The organism is Pseudomonas sp. GM74, assembly GCF_000282455.1.
Taxonomy (GTDB): domain Bacteria; phylum Pseudomonadota; class Gammaproteobacteria; order Pseudomonadales; family Pseudomonadaceae; genus Aquipseudomonas.
In genome coordinates, this window is record NZ_AKJG01000003.1 from 187,008 (window position 1) to 206,028 (window position 19,021).

Genomic DNA, 19,021 nt, shown 5'->3' on the forward strand with positions numbered 1-19,021 from the left:
CTGCCATGCGCCGATGGGGTACTGAACGCATCGTTGGCCTGCATCATCCGCGGGTCAACGAGCATCATCTGGAGTCCACGGGCCTGCCCGCAGACAGCCGTCTGCGCTTGCTCAGTTTCAATATCCAGGTCGGCATCAGTACCGAGCGCTATCGGCATTACCTGACCCGGGGCTGGCAACATCTGTTACCGCACACCGGGCGTGCCGACAACCTGCAGAAAATCGGCAATCTGCTGGGCGACTTCGATCTGGTCGCCCTGCAGGAAGCCGATGGCGGTAGCCTGCGATCAGGCTATGTCAATCAGGTCGAACACCTGGCCCAGCTCGGCGCCTTTCCCTACTGGTATCAACAACTCAATCGCAATCTCGGTCGTCTGGCCCAGCACAGCAATGGCGTGCTCAGCCGATTGCGTCCGTGGGCAATTGAAGATCATCCGTTGCCGGGGCCAAAAGGGCGCGGAGCCATTCTGATACGGTTCGGCGAAGGCCCGGAAGCGCTGGTGGTGGTCATGATGCACCTGGCGTTGGGCGCCCGGGCGCGCAGCCTGCAACTGGCCTACATCCGCGAGTTGGTTGGCGACTACAAGCACCAGGTGCTGATGGGCGACATGAACACCCATGCCAGTGACCTGCTGCAACATTCCCCGTTGCGCGACCTCGGCCTGCTCGCGCCGCAGCTGGAAGCGACGTTTCCCAGCTGGCGCCCACAGCGCTGCCTGGACCATATCCTGCTGAGCCCGAGCCTGACCCTGGAAAAGGTCGAGGTGCTGGCGCAGCCCATTTCCGATCACCTGCCGGTCGCGGTAGAGATTCGTTTGCCGGGTTCGCTCACGGCCGATGCATTGCCCGCGTTGAGTCCTGCCCCTCGCGGAACGCCTGAATGAGCGACGAAACACAGCGCTGGAAAGAGAAGTACCTCAAAAGCATTGAACAACAGGAGAAGCTCGAACGTCGCTGGGACGCACGACTCGACTTGCTGCGTCGAGGGCTGGTGCGCAGCACCCTGGCGGCGGAAGGTACTGACCGCGCCGTTGACCAATGCATGAAGGAAATGCGCGAAGTCGTGCGCACCGACGACATGGACGCTGGTCTGGCTGCGCTGATTCCACGCCTGGAAAAAGCCGTGCTCGACTCGGAGCAGCGTCGGGAAACCCGGGTCAACCAGACCAGTGCCGCCCTGACCGCGCTGGTCACGCAACTGCAAACATTGCCGTTGCCGCGGGATGTGAGCCGGCCCCTCAAGAGTTTCGCCAAGCAGCTGGAGGCACGGGTCAGTCAGGCGCGTGAGATACCCTTGCTGCTCAGCGAGCTGAGTGGCTTGCAGGGCAAAGCCCTGAGCCAGCTGGAGACCCCGACGGAGAATGGCCGGCCGGGCTTGCTGCAGCGGTTGTTCGGCGGTCGTGAAGCGGAGGAGGTAACGGCATCAACGGCTACTTCTTCTGACCTGGCCTCTGTAGCCGAGAACCCTGCGGCAACTTTCGAGGTACCCCCTGCTGAGCGAGTTGAAGACGACTGCGCGCTGACCGAGCCAACCGTGGCTGCGCCTGCTCCGGCAGTCGTGGCTTTTGCCCCCCCGGCTGCGGAGTCTCAACCGGCCAGTGCCGCCGCGACAGAAATCGAATCGGCCGAGCAACCGATCCCGGAAACCATCACGGTGTCTCCCAAGTCGGAAACAAACCCCGACGAGCTGACCACGCAAGCATCGCCGGATAGCTTGCCGTTACCTCCGATGGCTATGGAGGACGTGGCCGCCGCCGAGCAGGCGTCATCCGAACACGACATTCTCTACGCACTCCCGGATTCCCCCGAGCCCTCCTATAGCTCGGTGGCCAGCCACATTGAAGACACGCTGCTGGGGCTGCTCGACGATCTGACCTTGCCCGAGCGTCATCGCCCGCAAGCCGAATCCATGCGCGATCGTCTGAAAAACGGTCTGAACTGGTACGAATTGCTGCCGATCCTCGACGACTTCGCCACCTTGATGCTGGCCATTACCGACAGCGGCCAGCATGAGTTCGAAGCCTATCTGCAACGACTGAACGAGCGCCTCGAATCGTTCCAGAGCAACTTGCAGGCTGCTACCGCAGGACACGCCGACAACCGTTCGGCTGCGCGGCAGATGGACACGCAGATCCGCGAACAGGTCGATGGCCTGCAAAGCAGCATGCAGGAAGCCGCGGACCTGGAAGATCTCAAGCATGTGCTGGAAAACCATCTCGAAGGCTTGCTGGGCACCATGGACCAGCACCAGAAACAGCGCGATGAACGTGAGCAGGAGGTCGCTGCGCGCCTGCACAGTCTGGCCGAGCGGGTCGCCCATATGGAGCAGGAGGCCCAGGGTTACCGCGAGCACCTTGAAGAGCAACGGCAGAAGGCATTGGTCGACCCGTTGACCGGGCTGCCCAACCGCGCGGCCTGGAGCGAGCGCCTGGATCATGAAGTCACACAATGGCAGCAACATGGCAACACGCTGCTGCTGGCCATGCTCGACCTCGATCATTTCAAGCGCATCAACGATAACTACGGGCACCTGGCCGGTGACAAAGTGCTGAAAATCATCGCCGGCGTGTTGCGCAAGCGGCTGCGCGGGACGGATTTCATTGCCCGGTTTGGCGGCGAGGAGTTTGTGCTGTTGATGCCATCCACGGTGCCGGCGGCGGGGCTGAAGTTGCTGGAAGCCTTGCGGGCCTCCATCGAGGCCTGCCCGTTCCACTTCAAGGGAGAGCCGGTGACCATCACCGTGTCTATCGGGATGACGGCATTCAGGCCGGGTGAACACGGCGATCAGGTGCTTAAAAGAGCCGATCAGGCGCTGTATCGCGCAAAAAATGCCGGACGCAACCGGGTGGAACCGAGCTGACGGTTATTTGTTCCATTTTGTTTAATTCGATGGGGTTGCCGTCCACCCGCAAGGCATTACGTTACACTGTTGCATTATTGTCTTGCGTGTACTGCCTTTCGCCATGAAATATTTCGCTCTGATCGTATCGCTGATTGTGCTTGCCGGCTGTGCCAGCGGTCCCCGTTTCGACACCAGCCACCCTTCGGCCAATTACGACAGCCGCGTGCAATTTGTGGTGGTGCATTACACCAATGCCTCGCTGGAGCGCTCATTGCAATTGCTGACCCACGGTGAAGTCAGCAGCCATTACCTGATCGGTGATGACAAGGGCGCCACCATCTACAAGCTGATGGATGAAAATGTGCGGGCCTGGCACGCCGGGGAGAGCGAGTGGGATGGCCGGACCTGGCTGAATTCCAGCTCCATCGGTATCGAAATCGTCAATCCGGGGTTCAAGGACACCCCGACCGGACGGCTGTGGTATCCCTACACCGAAGATCAGGTCCAGTCGTTGATCGTGTTGCTCAAGGACATCAGCAAGCGTCACGGCATAAAGCCTCGCGACATCATTGGCCATAGCGATATCGCACCCTTGCGCAAGCTGGACCCGGGGCCGCTGTTTCCCTGGAAGCGTCTGGCTTCCGAAGGCTTGGGCATCTGGCCGAATGAACAGTCGGTGGCACGCCAACAAATGCTGTTCGCCGAGCAGTTGCCGAGCATTAGCTGGTTTCAGGCGCAGTTGGCCCGCCTGGGTTATGCCTCGCCACAAACCGGCGAGCTCGATGTCGCGACGCGACATGTGATCGCGGCATTTCAGATGCATTTCCGTCCGGCGCGCTTCGATGGCACACCGGATGCGCAAACTGCCGCGCTATTGTTGGTGTTGAATCAGACAAAATAATGACGCCCGCCCGACGGTCAGGGCTTTTTTCCAATCAGCAGCTATAACTCATTGGTAATCCTTCGGATATTTCACAATGAACGCTGCTCAAGAGACCTTCCGTAGTTGGTTCCATCGCCCCTGGTTCCTGGGGCTGATGTCTACTGTCTTGAGCGCAACGTTATTGATGGCCGGCAGCCTGTTCGTCGCCATACACCAGGTCGAGCAAAACGAAAGCGAAGAAATGAATGCTCAGGGCGAACGCTTCCTCGCCCGTCTGGAACAGCTCTTCGGTCAACTGCGTGAAAGCCTTGACGACCTTGAAGCGCAACCGTTGCGCGGCTGCGATGCTGAAATGATCGCAACCTTGCAACAGGTTTCGTTCAATTATCGCTTCGTCTACGAAGCCGCCTACATGGACTCCTCGCGAATCTGCTCCAATCGCCCTCGCCAGGAAGGGTTGTCGCTCAGTCGATCTCCAGACATCAAAGGCCCGACTTATAGCTATTGGCTCAACACCACCACCGAACCCGATGAAAACCGCGCCGCGCTGATGCTCGGGCGCGGGAATTTCCGGGTCGCGACCTCTCGTGGGCATTTGACAGATATGGTTGACCTGTCGCCGGGCAGCAGCCTGCTGGTGGTCCTGGACCATGGCGCGCGCGCGATACCGGTGCTCGGCGCTACTCAGGCCTGGCCGCCGGCCGAGGCCTGGCCACCGAAAAACCGTGATGCGCTGCAAATCACCCAGACACGCTTGATATACCGCATGCCCACCGACAACCCGGAATATCAATTGGTGTTGATCAGCCCGCGCACCGGCATGCATATCCCGGCGGTCTGGTGGTGGTTGCTTCCGGCCAGCCTCGCGCTGGGCACATGCGTTGGGTTCCTGGTGTTTTTGCTGGTACGCCAACGGCAGTCGCTGGACGCCGAACTGACCGGTGCGATTCGTCGTGGCGAGTTGCAGGTGCTGTATCAACCGATCTTCGACCTCGATAGCCGCAACTGCGTCGGGGCTGAAGCACTGCTGCGCTGGCGCAGGCCGGACGGTACCCTGACCAGTCCCGACCTGTTCATTCCCATGGCGGAGAACACCGGGCAGATTCGCCAGATGACGGACTTCGTCCTGCAGCGCCTGCTCGAGCAACTCGGCCAGTTGCTGCGTGCCAACCCGCAACTGTACATCTCGGTCAATCTCGCGGCGTGCGATGTGATGGTTCCTCGGATCGGCCAGGTGATGGCGCGGCTGCTGACACTGCATCGCGTCGCTGCGCGGCAAATTGCCTTTGAAGTCACCGAGCGCGGGCTGGTCGACGTGGTGGTGGCCCGGGAAAACCTGCAAGCGCTGCGGGATGTCGGACACCAGGTGTTGATCGATGACTTTGGCACCGGCTATTGCAGCCTCGCCTATTTGCAAACCCTGCCGGTCGATTGCCTGAAAATCGACAAAGCGTTCATTGATGCGCTGGGCCATGACGCTGCCAGCAGCGGAGTGGCTCCGCACATCATTCACATGGCCCAGTCGCTTCACTTGAAGGTGATTGCCGAGGGCATCGAACATGAGGCCCAGGCCGCGTTCCTGTGCAGTGAAGGCGTGAGGTTCGGCCAGGGCTGGCTGTTCGCCCGCGCGCTGAGCGCAGTGCAGTTCACCGAATTGATTACCCGGGGGCGACGTCGGGGAGGCCGGCGCCTGGATGATGAAGCGTGAGGGTGACCTAAACGATCAGCGTCATATAGAACTGAGTACCCTGCCCCGGCCGAGAATAGACGCCTATCCGCCCGCCATGCAATTGCACGATTTCCTTGCACAAGGCCAGTCCGAGCCCGGCCCCGCCTTTCTTTCGTCCAACCTGCACGAAGGGCTCGAAGATCCGCCCCTGCTGACCATAGGCAATACCTTCACCGTTGTCCTCGACACTGATGATGACCCGGTCGCCGTGGCGCCTGGCTTGCAGGCGTATCCGCCCGCCGGAACCGGTGTGACGCAAGGCGTTGTCGAGCAAGTTGTCGAGTACCCGGTCCAGTTGTGGCGGGTCGGCCTGCAACCGCGGCAAAGGTCCCTGCACTTCCACCAGCAGATTGATCTCCTTTTCTTCGGCCGCCGTGGCAAAGCGTGACTGTGCCTGTTCCAGCAGCGCTTCGATGGAACACGGCGCCAGGGTGAGTTTCTGCAAACCGCTCTGGTAACGGGAGAAATTCAGCAGGTCATTGATCAGCTGCATCAGTCGCTGCATCTCTTCATTCACTGTATCGAGCAGGTCGGCTTCCCGGGAGTCCGGAGCAAAGTGCGCGCGCTCACGGAACAATCCGAAGGCCATGTGCATGCCGGTGACTGGTGTGCGCAATTCATGGGATGCACGCAATACAAATTCGCTGCGTACCCGTTCGAAGGCTCGTTGCTCCGTAACGTCATGCAGCACCATCACGGCACCCAGGATATGGCCCTGGGTATGGCTGACCGGAGTCAGGCTGTAGGTCAGCAGTCGAGACTCTCCATCGACTTCGACACTCAAGTCTTCCGGTGCCCGCTCCAGCGTACCGCCGCGCAGCACCAGCTGCAGCTGCTCATCGAGCTCGGGGCGCTCCAGCGCCGTGCCCAACCCCTGACCCAGTCGATCGGACTCCCAGCCCAACTGACGCTGGGCCACAGGGTTAAGGTGTTCCAGATGGCCCTGACGGTCGATCATCAGCAGTCCGTCGTCGATGCTGTCGAGCACGGCCTGCAAACGCTGCTGACCGGCCAGCAGCTCATCGACGTTGGTGGCCTGATGTTCACGCAGCGCCTGGGCCATGATCCCGAAACGCCGGGTCAGCTGGTTCAGTTCCACCGCCGAAGAGATCGGCAAGGTGACATCGAAATTGCCCAGACCGATTTTGTCCGCCGCATTGGCCAAGGCCTCGATGGGCTCCCCGAAACGCCGGGCGATGGCCTGGGCAGTCACGAAGCCAATGATCAGCACCGCCAGCCCCACCAGGCCAAGCAACCCGGCAATCAGCAGTGCCTGCTCCCGGGCCTGGCGCTCGGTATTGCTGATTTTGTCCAGCGCGCGCTTGTGCTCGGCGATCAGGCCATTGCGTAGCGCGTTGAATTTTTCCGTCAGGTTGTCGTGGCTGCTGAGCACGTTCGACGGGGCCGGGGAGGCTTCATAAGCCTGGATAAAGCTCTCGTAGTCGGCCTTGGCTTTTCTGAAGCCGTGCTCGCTTCCGGTTTCTGCCGGCTCCTGGGCGATGCCTTCCTCCAGCAGTTCGAAGTAATGCTGCTTCGAGGCGGCGAAAGCGGCGGAGTCAGGCTCCTCGCTGAGCATGATGATCAGTTGATCACCCAGGGTTTGACGCAGCTTGAGCCCCAGGTCCAGGGTGATGAAGTTACTGCGCAGCTGTGTTTCCTGGCTACCGGCCATCTGCATTACGCTGACCAGCCCGAGCAAGAGTCCGAGCAACGCGACGGTGATCAGTGCGGAGATGCTCAGGAAAAGCCGGGTCCGCAATTTCAGCGCCAGTTTCATCGGCTAATGCTCACAAGTTGTACTGCTTGCGTTTGCGGTACAGCGTCGAGGCGTCGATGCCCAGGGTCTTCGCCGCTTGATCCAGGGTGTCGGCGGTGGCGAGGACCGCGCCGATGTGGGCCTTTTCCAGCTCCTCCAGGCTCAACGCCGCGCCGATGTGCGGTGCATTGTTGGCCGAGGTTTCAGCCATGCCCAGATGACTGATCTCGACCCGTTCCTGTGGACAGATGATGCTCGCCCGCTCGATTACGTTGCGCAGTTCACGGATGTTGCCCGGCCAGCGATAGCCCAGCAGGGCTTCCCGGGCCTCGTCGCTCAACGCGCGCGCGGGACGGGCGTACTCCTTGACGAAGCGCGCCAGGAAACGGTCGGCCAGGTTGAGAATATCTTCGCGGCGTTCGCGTAGCGGTGGCAGGTGCAGGGTAATGACATTCAGGCGATAGAGCAGGTCTTCACGGAAGCGACCGTCGCGCACCATGTCCTCAAGGATGAGGTTGGTGGCCGCAAGGATGCGCACATCGGCACGGCGGGTCACCGGATCACCGACGCGCTCATATTCCTTGTCCTGAATAAAACGCAGTAACTTCGGCTGCAATGCGAGGGGAAAGTCGCCGATCTCGTCGAGAAACAGCGTTCCGCCGTCGGCCTGGTTGACTCGCCCCAAGGTACTTTCGCTGGCGCCGGTGAAGGCGCCGCGGCTGTGGCCGAAGAGTTCGCTTTCCATGAGTTCGGCGGTCAGCGACGGGCAGTTGATCGTGATGCAGGATTTCTTCGAGCGTTTGCTCCAACCGTGAATGGCTTGGGACAGTTCGCCCTTGCCGGTACCGGACTCACCCAGAATCAGGATATTGGCATCGGTCGTGGCAACCTGGCGGGCGGTTTCGAGTACCACTTTCATGGCCGGGCTGTGGGAGTCCAGACCATCCTTGGGCTTGCGCACCTCGCCTTCCAGGGCTTCCAGTCGCGCCGACAGTTGCCGCACTTCCAGTTGCTTGGCGGTTGCCAGCCGCAATTGATCGGGGCTGCACGGTTTGACCAGATAATCGGCGGCGCCGGCCTGAATCGCGTCCACCGCCGTGTCGACGGCCGAGTGGGCAGTGACGATCACCACCCGCATCCAGGGCGCCTGGATACGCATCTGGGCCAGCACATCGAGGCCGTTGTCTTCACCCAGACGCAAGTCGAGGAAGCACAGGTCGAAGACCTGCCGCTGCAACAAGGCTTCAGCCTGCGCGGCGCTGGTGGCGGTGGCTACGCTGTAGCCTTCGTCTTCGAGGCAGTAACGGAAAGTACGCAGGATGGCGGACTCATCATCCACCAGCAGAATGCGGCCTTGATGCTCAGTCGCGGATTCCATTTTCCTACGCTCCTTAATGAATGATCTTAATTTAGTCCCGGAGAAATCGGGCAAGTTGCATGATTGATTCTGAGCCTTTCCTGTCATGGCAGGGTAGCTCTCATCCGATGTATCGGTTAGCCACCTGATTTTGCGGGTCTTTTGATTGATACCCGGTCTTTGCCAGCGGCCAGCGTGAATTTCTGACCTGCGCACCCTCCTCTCAATTCAAAAAATTTACGCCTTCCTTCAAACCGATCGTGCAATCCGCACGACCGCACAAGGGGCATCGTGCAGGATGCGCGCGGAGTGGTTTCTTTGATGTTTATAACGTATTGATATCAAAGCGAATTAATTCGAATCAAGGCTGGCATGCGCCATGCAGTTGACTGGTTAATCAGGGCATTCAAAAACAAACGCCCACGAATACCGACCCCAGTGGTAGGAGCTCCAGGATGAACCGTCAACGTGCTGCCCACCTGCGCCTCTGGCCTGTGCATATCCAGCAAGGACTGTTTGCTGTTCTGGCGCTGTTGATCACGCTGATCGGTGGTCAGCAGTTTCTGCGCTGGGAGCAGAGCCGGCAGCCGGAAGCACCACGCCTGTCGATTCCGCATCCGACCCAAACCCATTTCAGTGCTGTCGGCAGCGGTCAGGCCGATAGCACCCCAATGCGCATGATGGATGTCGACCAGGCCGGGCCTGTAGGTGAGATACGTCATCAGGAGCGTTGGATGTTCTAGGCAAAACTTCCGCCGCACCCCATGCGCCGGGAAACGCAGCACCTCTAAACAGAAGCGTAAGGAGAATCACCATGTTGAGCTGGGCAATCACATTCCTGATCATCGCCATCATCGCCGCTGTACTGGGCTTCGGTGGTATCGCGGGCACCGCCACGGGTATCGCCAAGATTCTGTTTATCGTGTTCCTGGTGATGTTCGTTGCCTCCTTTTTCTTTGGCCGTCGTGGTCGAGGCTGACATGAGAGGGTTGTTCAAGACACTGGCAGCCGCCCTGCTGTTGGGCGGTAGTGCCATGGCATGCGGGCTGGCGTTTCCCCGACATGCCTGACCTGCGCATGCAGGGTTTGTTGACAGGACAGAATTTGTACACGAAGGAGGCCACAGCGCCTCTTTCCATCTGCGCCACCTGAGGAAGGCCGGCGCATGACCAAGGGGGCGGGACGTTCTGCCTGTTTCAGGGGCGGAGTGACCTACGGGTACAGGGAGTGCCTGCGCAAGGGCCGGGTCAGGAAAAGCTGCTGCGCAAGTTCGTCGGACCGCCAAGGCTCGACGGGCTTGCGAAGAGCTTGATCACGCAACACATTGAAATAGAGCGCTCGTCCCGTTTCATCACTGTTTTCTCGTCCTTGTCCTTGTTACGTCGGAAAATACTTTTCCCGGTGTTTCACCCGCGACCGTATATCGAGAAAAATCATCTTTCTTTGGCCGCAATTTTTCCCTTCGTCCTGTGGGATTTTGCTGAAAAATCAACGCTCGGCCACTGCTCAAAAAACATTCAATCTGCTCTGTGATGGCCGGTTCACGGCACTTATGCCTGCCGAAATGTCGTATTCGAACCGGTTGGGACGTGCGTTTCGCTAAAAAAACCTCATGCCGATTCGGCATGGGGTAGGCGTTTACGGCATTAGACGGCGCTCCCTTGCATCGGAATAGTTGCGCCTTTTTTCGCCTGCCAGAGAGCTGCAAACACGAGCTTCGGGGCACCTTATACGGGGGGCAGATGCACTGGACTTTTTCGCCATAAGCGTTCCAGTTCGCGCATCTCCCTGAGTCAAACAACAAGTAAGGGTAAAGATATGAAGAAGGCAAAGCTTAGCCTCGCCTGGCAGATCCTCATCGGTCTGGTATTGGGGATTGCAATCGGTGCGCTGCTCAACCATTTCAGTGCCGAAAAAGCCTGGTGGATCAGCAACGTCCTGCAACCGGCAGGCGATATCTTTATCCGTCTGATCAAGATGATCGTGATCCCGATCGTCATTTCCTCTTTGATCGTCGGCATTGCCGGCGTCGGTGACGCCAAGAAGCTGGGGCGCATCGGCTTCAAGACCATCATCTACTTCGAGATCGTCACCACCATCGCCATCGTGGTCGGTCTGCTGCTGGCCAACCTGTTCCATCCGGGTACCGGCATCGACATGAGCACCCTGGGTACTGTGGACATTTCCAAGTACCAGGCCACGGCGGCCGAGGTCCAGCATGAACACGCGTTCATTCAAACCATCCTCAACCTGATCCCGTCGAACATCTTTGCGGCCATGGTTCGCGGCGAAATGCTGCCGATCATCTTCTTCTCTGTGTTGTTCGGTCTCGGTTTGTCGAGCCTGCAGGCGGACCTGCGCGAGCCGCTGGTGAAGATGTTCCAGGGCGTATCGGAAAGCATGTTCAAGGTCACTCACATGATCATGAACTATGCCCCGATCGGCGTGTTCGCACTGATCGCGGTGACTGTGGCCAACTTCGGCTTCGCGTCGCTGATACCGCTGGCCAAACTGGTGATCCTGGTTTACGTCGCCATCGCCTTCTTCGCTTTCGTGATCCTGGGCCTGATCGCTCGCCTGTTCGGCTTCTCGGTGATCAAGCTGATGCGCATCTTCAAGGATGAGCTGGTACTGGCCTACTCCACCGCCAGCTCCGAAACCGTGCTGCCGCGCGTGATCGAGAAAATGGAAGCCTACGGCGCGCCGAAAGCCATTTGCAGCTTCGTGGTGCCGACCGGTTACTCGTTCAACCTCGACGGTTCGACCCTGTACCAAAGCATCGCGGCTATCTTCATTGCCCAGCTGTATGGCATCGACCTGTCGATCAGCCAGCAACTGCTGCTGGTACTGACGTTGATGGTCACCTCCAAAGGCATCGCCGGCGTGCCGGGCGTGTCCTTCGTGGTACTGCTGGCCACCCTGGGCAGCGTCGGTATTCCTCTGGAAGGCCTGGCGTTCATTGCCGGTGTCGACCGGGTCATGGACATGGCCCGTACCGCACTGAACGTGATCGGCAACGCCTTGGCTGTTCTGGTTATCGCTCGTTGGGAAGGCATGTACGACGACGCCAAGGGCCAGCGCTACTGGAACTCCCTGCCGCACTGGCGCAGCAAGGAAAAACTGCCGGCGGGTGAAATTTCCAAGGGCTGATGCAATACCCCTTGTGGGAGCGGCGGTGCGGCGATCCGACTTGCTCGCGAAGGCGTCATGTCAGCCAGTTCAATGCTCAATGACACACCGCTTTCGCGAGCAATCGAGCGTCGACCGGCCGCTCCCACAGTGATCTACGAAAGCCGCACCAGACAACCCCGGAGAAATCCGGGGTTTGTCGTTTCTGGCCACCCCGCTATCATTCGCGGATCTTTTGGGGGGATTTGACTGATGCTCAATGGCCTGTGGCTTGGCTTCTTCATCGTGGCAGCCGTATCGGCGCTGGCGCAGTGGCTGATTGGTGGCAACGCCGGAATATTCGCGGCGATGGTGGAAAGCATTTTTGCCATGGCCAAGCTGTCGGTCGAAGTCATGGTGCTGCTGTTTGGCACCCTAACCCTCTGGCTGGGTTTTCTGCGCATTGCCGAGAAAGCCGGCATCGTCGAATGGCTGGCCAGGGCCCTGGGGCCACTGTTCTTGCGCCTGATGCCCGAAGTCCCGCCGGGTCATCCGGCCATCGGCCTGATCACCCTGAACTTCGCCGCCAATGGCCTGGGGCTGGACAACGCCGCCACGCCGATCGGTCTCAAGGCCATGAAAGCGCTGCAAGAACTCAATCCCAGCGATACCGTCGCCAGCAACGCACAGATCCTGTTCCTGGTGCTTAACGCTTCCTCGCTGACCCTGCTGCCGGTGACGATCTTCATGTATCGCGCCCAGCAAGGCGCGCCGGACCCGACGCTGGTGTTCCTGCCGATCCTGCTGGCGACCAGTTGCTCGACCATTGTCGGCTTCCTGTCGGTGGCGTTCATGCAGCGCCTGCGCATCTGGGACCCCGTGGTGCTGGCCTACCTCATCCCTGGCTCCCTCGCCCTCGGCGGTTTCATGGCGTTGCTGGCGACCCTTTCGGCGACCGCGCTGGCTGGCCTGTCGTCGATCCTCGGCAACCTGACGCTGTTTGGCCTGATCATGCTGTTTTTGCTGATCGGTGCGCTGCGTAAAGTGAAGGTTTACGAGGCCTTCGTCGAAGGCGCCAAAGAGGGTTTCGACGTCGCCAAGAACCTGCTGCCCTACCTGGTGGCAATGCTCTGCGCGGTGGGTGTTCTGCGGGCATCCGGGGCGCTGGACTTCGGTCTGGACGGGATTCGTCATCTGGTGGCGTGGGCCGGTTGGGACACGCGTTTCGTCGATGCGCTGCCGACGGCGATGGTCAAACCCTTCTCGGGTAGCGCCGCCCGGGCGATGCTGATTGAAACCATGAAAACCTCGGGCGTGGACAGCTTCCCGGCGCTGGTGGCGGCAACGATCCAGGGCAGTACCGAGACGACCTTCTATGTACTGGCAGTGTACTTCGGCGCCGTGGGCATCCAGCGCGCACGCCATGCCGTCGGTTGTGCACTGTTGGCCGAGCTTGCCGGGGTGCTGGGTGCGATCGGGGTTTGCTACTGGTTCTTTGGTTGATCGGCTCCGTCAGCCAAAGCCTTCAGCGCGGCCTTGCGCTCGTCCGTCGGCAAGGCGCCAAGCTTTTCCACGGCGGCGTAAAATTTAAGCCAGTCGCCATTCTCCTGATGAAACAGCGCGGCAAATGCCGGCACCCATTGGTCGTACAAGCCAAACGGCAATAGCCGGGCGTTGTTCATGGGGGCATAGATCCAGGCGTCGTAGCGTTTGTCTGCGGCCCACTGACTGTCGCGCAATTGCCGGTATTCGCTGCGCAAGCGCTCGAATTCGGCCGCCTTGCGCTGGCGCATTTGTTCGGTTGGCAACGGCAAGGTGTAGAGCTTTTCCAGGCGGGCGCGGGTCTTGAGCACCAACTCAGTGAACTGTTCGCGCTGATGTGCCTGCGCATTGTTATCCGCCGGCAGGTGGCGGTAGGTGCGCCATTGGCGAGTACCTTCCTGCTCGACGAAGGTGGCGAAGGATTCGTTGAACTCCGTGTCGTCCTTCACATAGACGCGTTGATGGGCCAATTCGTGAAAGATCAGCGTGGCCAGTCGCTCATCCCCCCAGCCCATCATCGAACTGATGATCGGGTCGTTGAACCAGCCGAGTGTCGAATAGGCCTCGACGCCGCCAATCGACACGTCCATGCCCTGCAAGCGTTGCAAAGCCGCTGCGCCACGGGCTGCACTCTGGCTGTAGTAACCGCGATAGGCCACGCAACCGGCGATGGGGAAGCAGTGGTTTACGGGCTTGAGGGAAAACTCCGGCGTGGCGAAGACATTCCAGACGACGAAGGGACGCCCAATGTCCGCGTACAGGCGGTAACTCTGGTTTTCCGGCAGGTGCAATTGCTGGCTGGCGAAGGTTCTGGCCTTTTGGGATTGCTCCAGGTGTGTACGCAGTTTTTGATCTCGCGCCGGGTCGGCAATCACGCTGGAAACAGGCTCCCTGGCCTGCAGCAACTGCATTTGGCCGCTGGCCAGTTGGCTGTAATAGCTGGCGCTGGTGCAGCCGTTGAGCAACAAAAACAACAGGCCCGGAAACAAAACGCGAAAAACGCGATCAAGTAACCCAAGGCTAGGAAGCGGCCTGATCACAATAATTCTTCCTTGGAGAGTCTTTCCGCAAGACTATCCCGCCAGACTGGAGCTCCGCTATGCGCATGTTGATACTGACAGGAGGCCTGCTGATGCTGGCCGGCTGTGCTGGTTTCGGAATACCCCGCCATGATCCTGCGCAAGCCTGGATCGACCTGGACTCGAAGCAAGAAGATACGGCGCTGCAGGCGCTGGAGGTCGATGACAAGATTACCGACGATAAACGCTATTTCCAGGTTCATCCCGGTAGCCATGAGTTGACGGTCCGCTACCAATTCGCGGTCCAGCCCACCAATATCGGCCCAGACGCCGAGCCGTTGTGGCGCGATTGTCAGTTGAACGTGAAATTCAGCGACTTCAACGCGGGTGAGCGTTATCAGCTACAGGCGGGGAACATCGGCTTTCGGCCTTGGGCGAAGCTCTACGATCAGCAGCGAAAAGTGATTGGCCAGGGCACGCCGGCAGGCTGTCAACACACCTGATCGGCGTTATGCTGGATGCATATCCCTGGGGACATCCATCATGCGCAGGTTGATGCTATTACTCGCCGTCAGTGTCGTCGCGGGTTGCCAAAGCCCGATGCCGACACCTGATCCAAAAATGGCCTGGGTCGATTTCTCGACGCCCTTCCCTAACGACAAGTTGTTGATGGCCGAACGACTGGATAAACAACGCCTGCGCGACGGGCGTTTTTTCGAGGTCACGCCAGGCAGCCATGAACTGATCGTGCGTTTCGACTTTGAAGTACCTGGTGGCGGATTGGGCATGATGAGCGGCCCTTCGGAACGGTTGTGCTACCTGACCATCAATTACGATCATTTCGAAGCCGGTCAGCGTTATGTGCTCGAAGGCCGCTCCATCGCATTTACCCCCGGCGCCAGGCTGTACAACGCCAAGCGCGAGATCGTTGCCGAGGACCGGGAATCCTACTGCCTGATGTGAAATGTCAGCGGTCGTTCTTCTGGTAGATGATTTTTTTGGTGCCGTTTTCGCACGAGCCAACGACCATGTTCTGGTCGTGTACTTCGTCGTTGGCGACGATTTCAAGCGTGTAGGCAGTGACGCCACTGGCCTGGATCTTGGCTTCGATCTCGGCCTTGAGTTCTTCGCAGGGTTTCGGTGCCGCCAGGGCCGAAGTGGCCAGTGCGTAACAGATTACCACCAGGGCAAAACGTTTCATGGTTGAAGCTCCGTTGAGGCAGCACGCACAATCGTGGGTTTTCGCTGCTGTCATTTATTCGACCACAGTTTTAGTGGGCAAGTCTGTCGCGACAAAAAAAAGATCGCAGTCTTGAGCACCTTTTCCCGAATGATCCCGGCAGGTTGCGCAAGTCTGCGATCTTTTGTTTTCAACGAAAATCTAGCCGACCAACGTTACCTTCAGGCTGATCTTCGCATTCGGCACATTGGACACCGGAGAGCCCTCATTGGCTTTGTTGCAGAACTCTTCGAACGGCGACTTCGTGTTTTTCGCTCGCCAGGGTTGTGAGGACAGACGGCGGGGCAAAGTTCATCTCGTCCGGTCAATCCGCTTTTTTCGCGGGATTTTTTACCGGGCTATTGAAACTCGGGTATATGCCCTCATTGCATGAACACGCTTTTGGATTCGGCAGGTTTGCGTTCGCAAGAACAAACCTGCGCCCTCAATTGGAGAAGCAGGTTTATGAAACGACTGTCCGATATCAAGTTCTCGACCCTCGATCTGGTGCCGGTACGCGAGAACGGCAGCGCGGCCCAGTCGCTGCGCAACTCGCTGGACCTGGCGCAGCATGTCGAGAAGTTCGGTTACAACCGCTTCTGGGTGGCTGAGCACCACAACATGGATGGCATCGCCAGTTCCGCGACGTCGGTGCTGCTCGGTTACCTGGCCGGTGGCACGTCGACCATTCGAGTCGGTTCGGGCGGGGTGATGTTGCCCAACCACGCACCGTTGGTGATCGCCGAACAGTTCGGCACCCTGGAAAGCCTTTATCCGGGCCGGATCGATCTGGGCCTGGGGCGCGCGCCCGGTTCCGACCAGATGACCGCGCGTGCGCTGCGCCGAGAGCGCTCCGGCAGCGCCGACGATTTTCCGGAAGATGTGGCGGAACTGGTGCGCTACCTCGGGCCACGTACCCCGGACCAACGCATCATCGCGATGCCGGGAACCGGGACCAATGTGCCGGTCTGGTTGTTGGGATCGAGCCTGTTCAGCGCACAGTTGGCGGGTGAGCGCGGTTTGCCCTACGCCTTCGCCTCGCATTTCGCACCGCGCTACATGCATGAAGCGATTCGGGTCTACCGCAATCACTTCAAGCCGTCAGCCGTTTTGGACAAGCCCTACGTGATGCTCGGCGTGCCATTGGTGGCAGCCGATACCGACGAGCAGGCCGATTATCTGGCGACCTCGGTGTTCCAGCGGATTCTCGCCCTGATGCGTGGCCAAAGCCTGGTACAGCGTCCGCCGGTGAAGACCATGGACGGCCTGTGGCTGCCCCATGAGAAAGACGCCGTGCACGATTTCCTTGGCCTGGCCATGATCGGCAGCCCGCAGAAAATCCGCGCCAAACTCGAGGTCCTGATCGAACAGACCCAGGCTGACGAGCTGATTTTCACCTGTGACCTGTACGAACATGCCGATCGCGTGCATTCCTACGAACTGCTGGCGCAGGTCATGCGGGGCTGATACTCAAACGGCAGGCATAAAAAAGCCGGCGCCAGGGCGTCGGCTTTTTCATTCGGGCGAGAATCGGCCTACTTTTTATAGACGATCACTTTGGCGCCCGCTTCGCATTTTCCAACGACTTTCCCGCCGGCAGCGGCACCTTTATCGACAATCTCCAGCGAGTATCCGGAAACGCCCTTGGCATCAAGTTTCGCTGCGATTTCGGCTTTCAGCTCTTCGCATGGCTTGCCGCCCGCCAATGCGCTCCCCGCAAGGCTCAACAAACCTACCGCTAACATAAACTTCTTCATCGGTTGCATTCCCTGGTCGGATCATAGGGGTAACCAGCCGTCAGCCGGACGCACTCATGTAGTGCTTTGCCATTCCCTATGGCATTCGACCGGCGTGCAAGTTCAGAAGACTAGCCCAAAGTCAGCTGCTGGCAATCCGGAACCCGACTTTCAAGGTCACCTGAAAGTGCGCAGCCTTGCCGTCCCTGATATGTCCACGGGTCTCGGTCACTTCAAACCATTCCATGTACTTGATGCTTTTGCTGGCTTCGGCCAGCGCGTTGTTGATCGCATCTTCGATACTGCTGGTGGACGAGCCGATCAGCTCGACTTTCTTGTAGGTGTGATGGTCAGACATGGCGTTCTCCTCGGCGTGTGAATTACAGACTAGCAGTGATTTTTCCTATTTCTTCTGTTAGCCGTTCTGAGGGTGAAGTTCAGATTTTCTGCACTTTCTCGACCCCGTGAAGTCCCAACCAACACACGCCACTCATCACCAATGCAGGAGAGCCACCATGGCCAGCAACTCGTTACGCAAAGCCTCATTGCAAAGCATGGAAGCCGAGATCGAGAGTCTGCTCAAGTCTTTGGAAAGCCTGAAGGACGACGCCTCGGACGAGTCGCGTAAAACCCTCAAGACCCTGAAAAGCAACGCCGAGAATGCCTTGAAGCATTCGCGCCATCTGCTTGCCGATGCGTATGAAGAGGTCAAGGTCAAAACCCGTGAAACCGGGATTGCCACCCGGGACTACGCCCAGGAACACCCCTGGACGACAGCCGGTGTCGCCGTTGGCGCATTGGGCCTGCTGGCGGCTTATCTGTTGTGCAGGCGTGATTAATCCGCTCGACGCAGCTCGTTCTTGAGCCACTGCGCCAGTTGCCGGGCGCGCCCGTCCGCGGCGCGCTTGGGTAGCCACAACGCCAGTTGCGCCGGAGTTTCACTGAAGCCCCAGGGCGCAACCAGGCGGCCGGCCTTCAAGTCCTCCGTCACCAAGGGTTCGGGGGCAATCGCCACGCCCAGACCCGCGACGGCGGCTTCCAGCAAGTAATACAAATGTTCAAATCCCTGACCGTACTTCAGCGCCCTGGGGTCGAGCCCCCGTGGTTGCGCCCAGTTTGGCCAGGCTTGCGGGCGGGAGGTGGTGTGCAATAAGGGCTCGTCCAGTAGCACGGTCTCCGGTGCCTGCTTGAGCCGCTCATAGCTGACGAACCGAGGGCTCATGACCGGGCCGATACGTTCGCTGGCCAACTCAAAAACCTGCATGTCCGCCGGCCAGGGTGGTTCGGCAAATACCAGCAAGGCATCCAGCCCCGGTCTGCGCGGATCCAGATCGCCTTCTCCGGCCGACAGGTGCAGGCGCAGGTCCGGCAGGTCGGCATTGAGTCGCCCCAATCGCGGGATAAACCAGCGCGCCAGCAGGCTTCCCGAGCAACCGAGCACGAATGGCGCATCGGCTGTGCTTTGTGTGAGTTCGGCGCATACGCTGCGCAGACGCTTGAAGGCTTCGCTGCTGGCGTCACGCAGACGCAACCCGGCATCTGTGAGTTTCAGGCCGCGACCGTCCTTGATGAAAAGGCTTACGCCGAGGTGTTCTTCAAGCGCCTTGAGCTGCCGGCTGACCGCGCCGTGGGTGACGTGCAGCTGTTCGGCGGCCTGACTGACGCTATTCAAGCGGGCAGTGGCTTCGAAGGCGCGAAGCGCGTTCAGCGGAGGAAGGTCATGGCTCATGTGATCTGTGAGTTTTCCTGACAGGTTGTGGCGATCTTATCGGTTTTCAGGTCGAGGCGTCAGGGGTAGAGTGAAGTCCACTATCTCTTTATGCATCACTT

Annotated in this window: 20 protein-coding genes; 13 read left to right on the forward strand and 7 right to left on the reverse strand. The window is 59.4% G+C overall.

Translation table 11 applies throughout. From position 1 onward, the window contains the following. The first annotated feature begins 5 nt into the window (after window positions 1-5). From PMI34_RS25595 to PMI34_RS25580, 4 genes are all read left to right on the forward strand, one after another. Window positions 6-884, forward strand: coding sequence for an endonuclease/exonuclease/phosphatase family protein (locus PMI34_RS25595; RefSeq protein WP_008045827.1), 879 nt, complete (start codon window positions 6-8; stop codon window positions 882-884). Next, the gene (locus tag PMI34_RS25590) at window positions 881-2,860 is read left to right on the forward strand and encodes a GGDEF domain-containing protein (RefSeq protein ID WP_008045829.1); all 1,980 of its coding nucleotides are present in this window, start codon (window positions 881-883) and stop codon (window positions 2,858-2,860) included. The genes PMI34_RS25595 and PMI34_RS25590 overlap by 4 nt, the downstream gene beginning before the upstream one ends. A gap of 103 nt (window positions 2,861-2,963) precedes the next feature. Next, window positions 2,964-3,743 carry an N-acetylmuramoyl-L-alanine amidase gene (locus tag PMI34_RS25585; RefSeq protein WP_008045831.1) on the forward strand — a complete coding sequence of 260 codons (780 nt, stop codon included), beginning with the start codon at window positions 2,964-2,966 and terminating at the stop codon, window positions 3,741-3,743. A 76-nt stretch (window positions 3,744-3,819) separates the two neighbouring features. After that, the gene (locus PMI34_RS25580; protein WP_008045843.1) at window positions 3,820-5,433 is read left to right on the forward strand and encodes an EAL domain-containing protein; all 1,614 of its coding nucleotides are present in this window, start codon (window positions 3,820-3,822) and stop codon (window positions 5,431-5,433) included. A gap of 7 nt (window positions 5,434-5,440) precedes the next feature. Here the strand turns inward: PMI34_RS25580 and PMI34_RS25575 are convergent, their stop codons facing one another. Further along, a complete protein-coding gene (locus tag PMI34_RS25575) occupies window positions 5,441-7,231 on the reverse strand; it encodes an ATP-binding protein (protein ID WP_008045851.1) in 1,791 nt (596 codons plus the stop codon). 10 nt (window positions 7,232-7,241) lie between these two features. After that, entirely contained in the window at window positions 7,242-8,588 is a 1,347-nt protein-coding gene (gene algB, locus PMI34_RS25570; protein WP_008045852.1) for a sigma-54-dependent response regulator transcription factor AlgB, read from the reverse strand. 434 nt (window positions 8,589-9,022) lie between these two features. Here algB and PMI34_RS25565 point away from each other — a divergent pair, with 434 nt between their 5' ends. The 5 genes from PMI34_RS25565 (at window position 9,023) to PMI34_RS25550 (ending at window position 13,178) form a co-directional block, all read left to right on the forward strand. After that, entirely contained in the window at window positions 9,023-9,310 is a 288-nt protein-coding gene (locus PMI34_RS25565) for a hypothetical protein (protein ID WP_008045853.1), read from the forward strand. A gap of 71 nt (window positions 9,311-9,381) precedes the next feature. After that, on the forward strand, window positions 9,382-9,546 hold the full coding sequence (locus PMI34_RS27790; protein ID WP_008045854.1) for a DUF1328 domain-containing protein: 165 nt from the start codon (window positions 9,382-9,384) through the stop codon (window positions 9,544-9,546). Between the two features lie 248 nt (window positions 9,547-9,794). Further along, window positions 9,795-10,100, forward strand: a complete 306-nt coding sequence (locus tag PMI34_RS28655; RefSeq protein WP_157222699.1) for a hypothetical protein — start codon at window positions 9,795-9,797, stop codon at window positions 10,098-10,100. 285 nt (window positions 10,101-10,385) lie between these two features. Then, a complete protein-coding gene (gltP, locus tag PMI34_RS25555; protein ID WP_008045855.1) occupies window positions 10,386-11,717 on the forward strand; it encodes a glutamate/aspartate:proton symporter GltP in 1,332 nt (443 codons plus the stop codon). A gap of 231 nt (window positions 11,718-11,948) precedes the next feature. After that, window positions 11,949-13,178 (forward strand): nucleoside recognition domain-containing protein, encoded by a 1,230-nt coding sequence (locus tag PMI34_RS25550; protein ID WP_008045856.1) that lies wholly within the window; start codon window positions 11,949-11,951, stop codon window positions 13,176-13,178. On the opposite strand, the gene PMI34_RS25545 is transcribed toward PMI34_RS25550, so the two are convergent. Further along, a complete protein-coding gene (locus tag PMI34_RS25545; RefSeq protein ID WP_008045858.1) occupies window positions 13,160-14,257 on the reverse strand; it encodes an aminopeptidase in 1,098 nt (365 codons plus the stop codon). The two genes, PMI34_RS25550 and PMI34_RS25545, sit on opposite strands and share 19 nt — an antisense overlap. A 59-nt stretch (window positions 14,258-14,316) precedes the next feature. Here PMI34_RS25545 and PMI34_RS25540 point away from each other — a divergent pair, with 59 nt between their 5' ends. Beyond that, on the forward strand, window positions 14,317-14,739 hold the full coding sequence (locus tag PMI34_RS25540) for a PA0061/PA0062 family lipoprotein (RefSeq protein WP_008045860.1): 423 nt from the start codon (window positions 14,317-14,319) through the stop codon (window positions 14,737-14,739). A gap of 40 nt (window positions 14,740-14,779) precedes the next feature. After that, on the forward strand, window positions 14,780-15,199 hold the full coding sequence (locus tag PMI34_RS25535) for a PA0061/PA0062 family lipoprotein (protein WP_008045862.1): 420 nt from the start codon (window positions 14,780-14,782) through the stop codon (window positions 15,197-15,199). A 4-nt stretch (window positions 15,200-15,203) separates the two neighbouring features. On the opposite strand, the gene PMI34_RS25530 is transcribed toward PMI34_RS25535, so the two are convergent. Continuing rightward, window positions 15,204-15,437 (reverse strand): DUF1161 domain-containing protein, encoded by a 234-nt coding sequence (locus PMI34_RS25530; RefSeq protein WP_008045865.1) that lies wholly within the window; start codon window positions 15,435-15,437, stop codon window positions 15,204-15,206. A gap of 483 nt (window positions 15,438-15,920) precedes the next feature. Here PMI34_RS25530 and PMI34_RS25525 point away from each other — a divergent pair, with 483 nt between their 5' ends. Next, on the forward strand, window positions 15,921-16,922 hold the full coding sequence (locus tag PMI34_RS25525; RefSeq protein ID WP_008045867.1) for an LLM class flavin-dependent oxidoreductase: 1,002 nt from the start codon (window positions 15,921-15,923) through the stop codon (window positions 16,920-16,922). Between the two features lie 68 nt (window positions 16,923-16,990). On the opposite strand, the gene PMI34_RS25520 is transcribed toward PMI34_RS25525, so the two are convergent. Together PMI34_RS25520 and PMI34_RS25515 are read right to left on the reverse strand one after the other, a co-directional pair. Beyond that, on the reverse strand, window positions 16,991-17,212 hold the full coding sequence (locus tag PMI34_RS25520; RefSeq protein WP_008045869.1) for a DUF1161 domain-containing protein: 222 nt from the start codon (window positions 17,210-17,212) through the stop codon (window positions 16,991-16,993). A 121-nt stretch (window positions 17,213-17,333) separates the two neighbouring features. Then, window positions 17,334-17,549: a dodecin gene (locus tag PMI34_RS25515; RefSeq protein ID WP_008045871.1), complete on the reverse strand. Its 216-nt coding sequence runs from the start codon at window positions 17,547-17,549 to the stop codon at window positions 17,334-17,336. Between the two features lie 157 nt (window positions 17,550-17,706). On the opposite strand from PMI34_RS25515, the gene PMI34_RS25510 reads away from it, so the two are divergent. Next, on the forward strand, window positions 17,707-18,030 hold the full coding sequence (locus PMI34_RS25510) for a DUF883 family protein (RefSeq protein WP_008045874.1): 324 nt from the start codon (window positions 17,707-17,709) through the stop codon (window positions 18,028-18,030). Here the strand turns inward: PMI34_RS25510 and PMI34_RS25505 are convergent. Next, window positions 18,027-18,920, reverse strand: coding sequence for a LysR family transcriptional regulator (locus PMI34_RS25505; RefSeq protein ID WP_008045875.1), 894 nt, complete (start codon window positions 18,918-18,920; stop codon window positions 18,027-18,029). The genes PMI34_RS25510 and PMI34_RS25505 overlap by 4 nt on opposite strands. Between the last annotated feature and the right edge of the window lie 101 nt (window positions 18,921-19,021).

What these genes read in the sequence shown, in the direction of transcription:
- PMI34_RS25565 (WP_008045853.1), top strand. Translation starts at nt 9,023, where the DNA reads ATGAACCGTCAACGTGCTGCCCACCTGCGCCTCTGGCCTGTGCATATC.
- PMI34_RS25530 (WP_008045865.1), bottom strand. Translation starts at nt 15,437, where the DNA reads ATGAAACGTTTTGCCCTGGTGGTAATCTGTTACGCACTGGCCACTTCG.
- PMI34_RS25585 (WP_008045831.1), top strand. Translation starts at nt 2,964, where the DNA reads ATGAAATATTTCGCTCTGATCGTATCGCTGATTGTGCTTGCCGGCTGT.
- PMI34_RS25505 (WP_008045875.1), bottom strand. Translation starts at nt 18,920, where the DNA reads ATGAGCCATGACCTTCCTCCGCTGAACGCGCTTCGCGCCTTCGAAGCC.
- PMI34_RS25535 (WP_008045862.1), top strand. Translation starts at nt 14,780, where the DNA reads ATGCGCAGGTTGATGCTATTACTCGCCGTCAGTGTCGTCGCGGGTTGC.
- PMI34_RS25595 (WP_008045827.1), top strand. Translation starts at nt 6, where the DNA reads ATGCGCCGATGGGGTACTGAACGCATCGTTGGCCTGCATCATCCGCGG.
- PMI34_RS25510 (WP_008045874.1), top strand. Translation starts at nt 17,707, where the DNA reads ATGGCCAGCAACTCGTTACGCAAAGCCTCATTGCAAAGCATGGAAGCC.
- algB (WP_008045852.1), bottom strand. Translation starts at nt 8,588, where the DNA reads ATGGAATCCGCGACTGAGCATCAAGGCCGCATTCTGCTGGTGGATGAT.
- PMI34_RS25590 (WP_008045829.1), top strand. Translation starts at nt 881, where the DNA reads ATGAGCGACGAAACACAGCGCTGGAAAGAGAAGTACCTCAAAAGCATT.
- PMI34_RS25575 (WP_008045851.1), bottom strand. Translation starts at nt 7,231, where the DNA reads ATGAAACTGGCGCTGAAATTGCGGACCCGGCTTTTCCTGAGCATCTCC.
- PMI34_RS25515 (WP_008045871.1), bottom strand. Translation starts at nt 17,549, where the DNA reads ATGTCTGACCATCACACCTACAAGAAAGTCGAGCTGATCGGCTCGTCC.
- PMI34_RS25580 (WP_008045843.1), top strand. Translation starts at nt 3,820, where the DNA reads ATGAACGCTGCTCAAGAGACCTTCCGTAGTTGGTTCCATCGCCCCTGG.
- gltP (WP_008045855.1), top strand. Translation starts at nt 10,386, where the DNA reads ATGAAGAAGGCAAAGCTTAGCCTCGCCTGGCAGATCCTCATCGGTCTG.
- PMI34_RS25540 (WP_008045860.1), top strand. Translation starts at nt 14,317, where the DNA reads ATGCGCATGTTGATACTGACAGGAGGCCTGCTGATGCTGGCCGGCTGT.
- PMI34_RS25520 (WP_008045869.1), bottom strand. Translation starts at nt 17,212, where the DNA reads ATGAAGAAGTTTATGTTAGCGGTAGGTTTGTTGAGCCTTGCGGGGAGC.
- PMI34_RS27790 (WP_008045854.1), top strand. Translation starts at nt 9,382, where the DNA reads ATGTTGAGCTGGGCAATCACATTCCTGATCATCGCCATCATCGCCGCT.
- PMI34_RS25550 (WP_008045856.1), top strand. Translation starts at nt 11,949, where the DNA reads ATGCTCAATGGCCTGTGGCTTGGCTTCTTCATCGTGGCAGCCGTATCG.
- PMI34_RS25525 (WP_008045867.1), top strand. Translation starts at nt 15,921, where the DNA reads ATGAAACGACTGTCCGATATCAAGTTCTCGACCCTCGATCTGGTGCCG.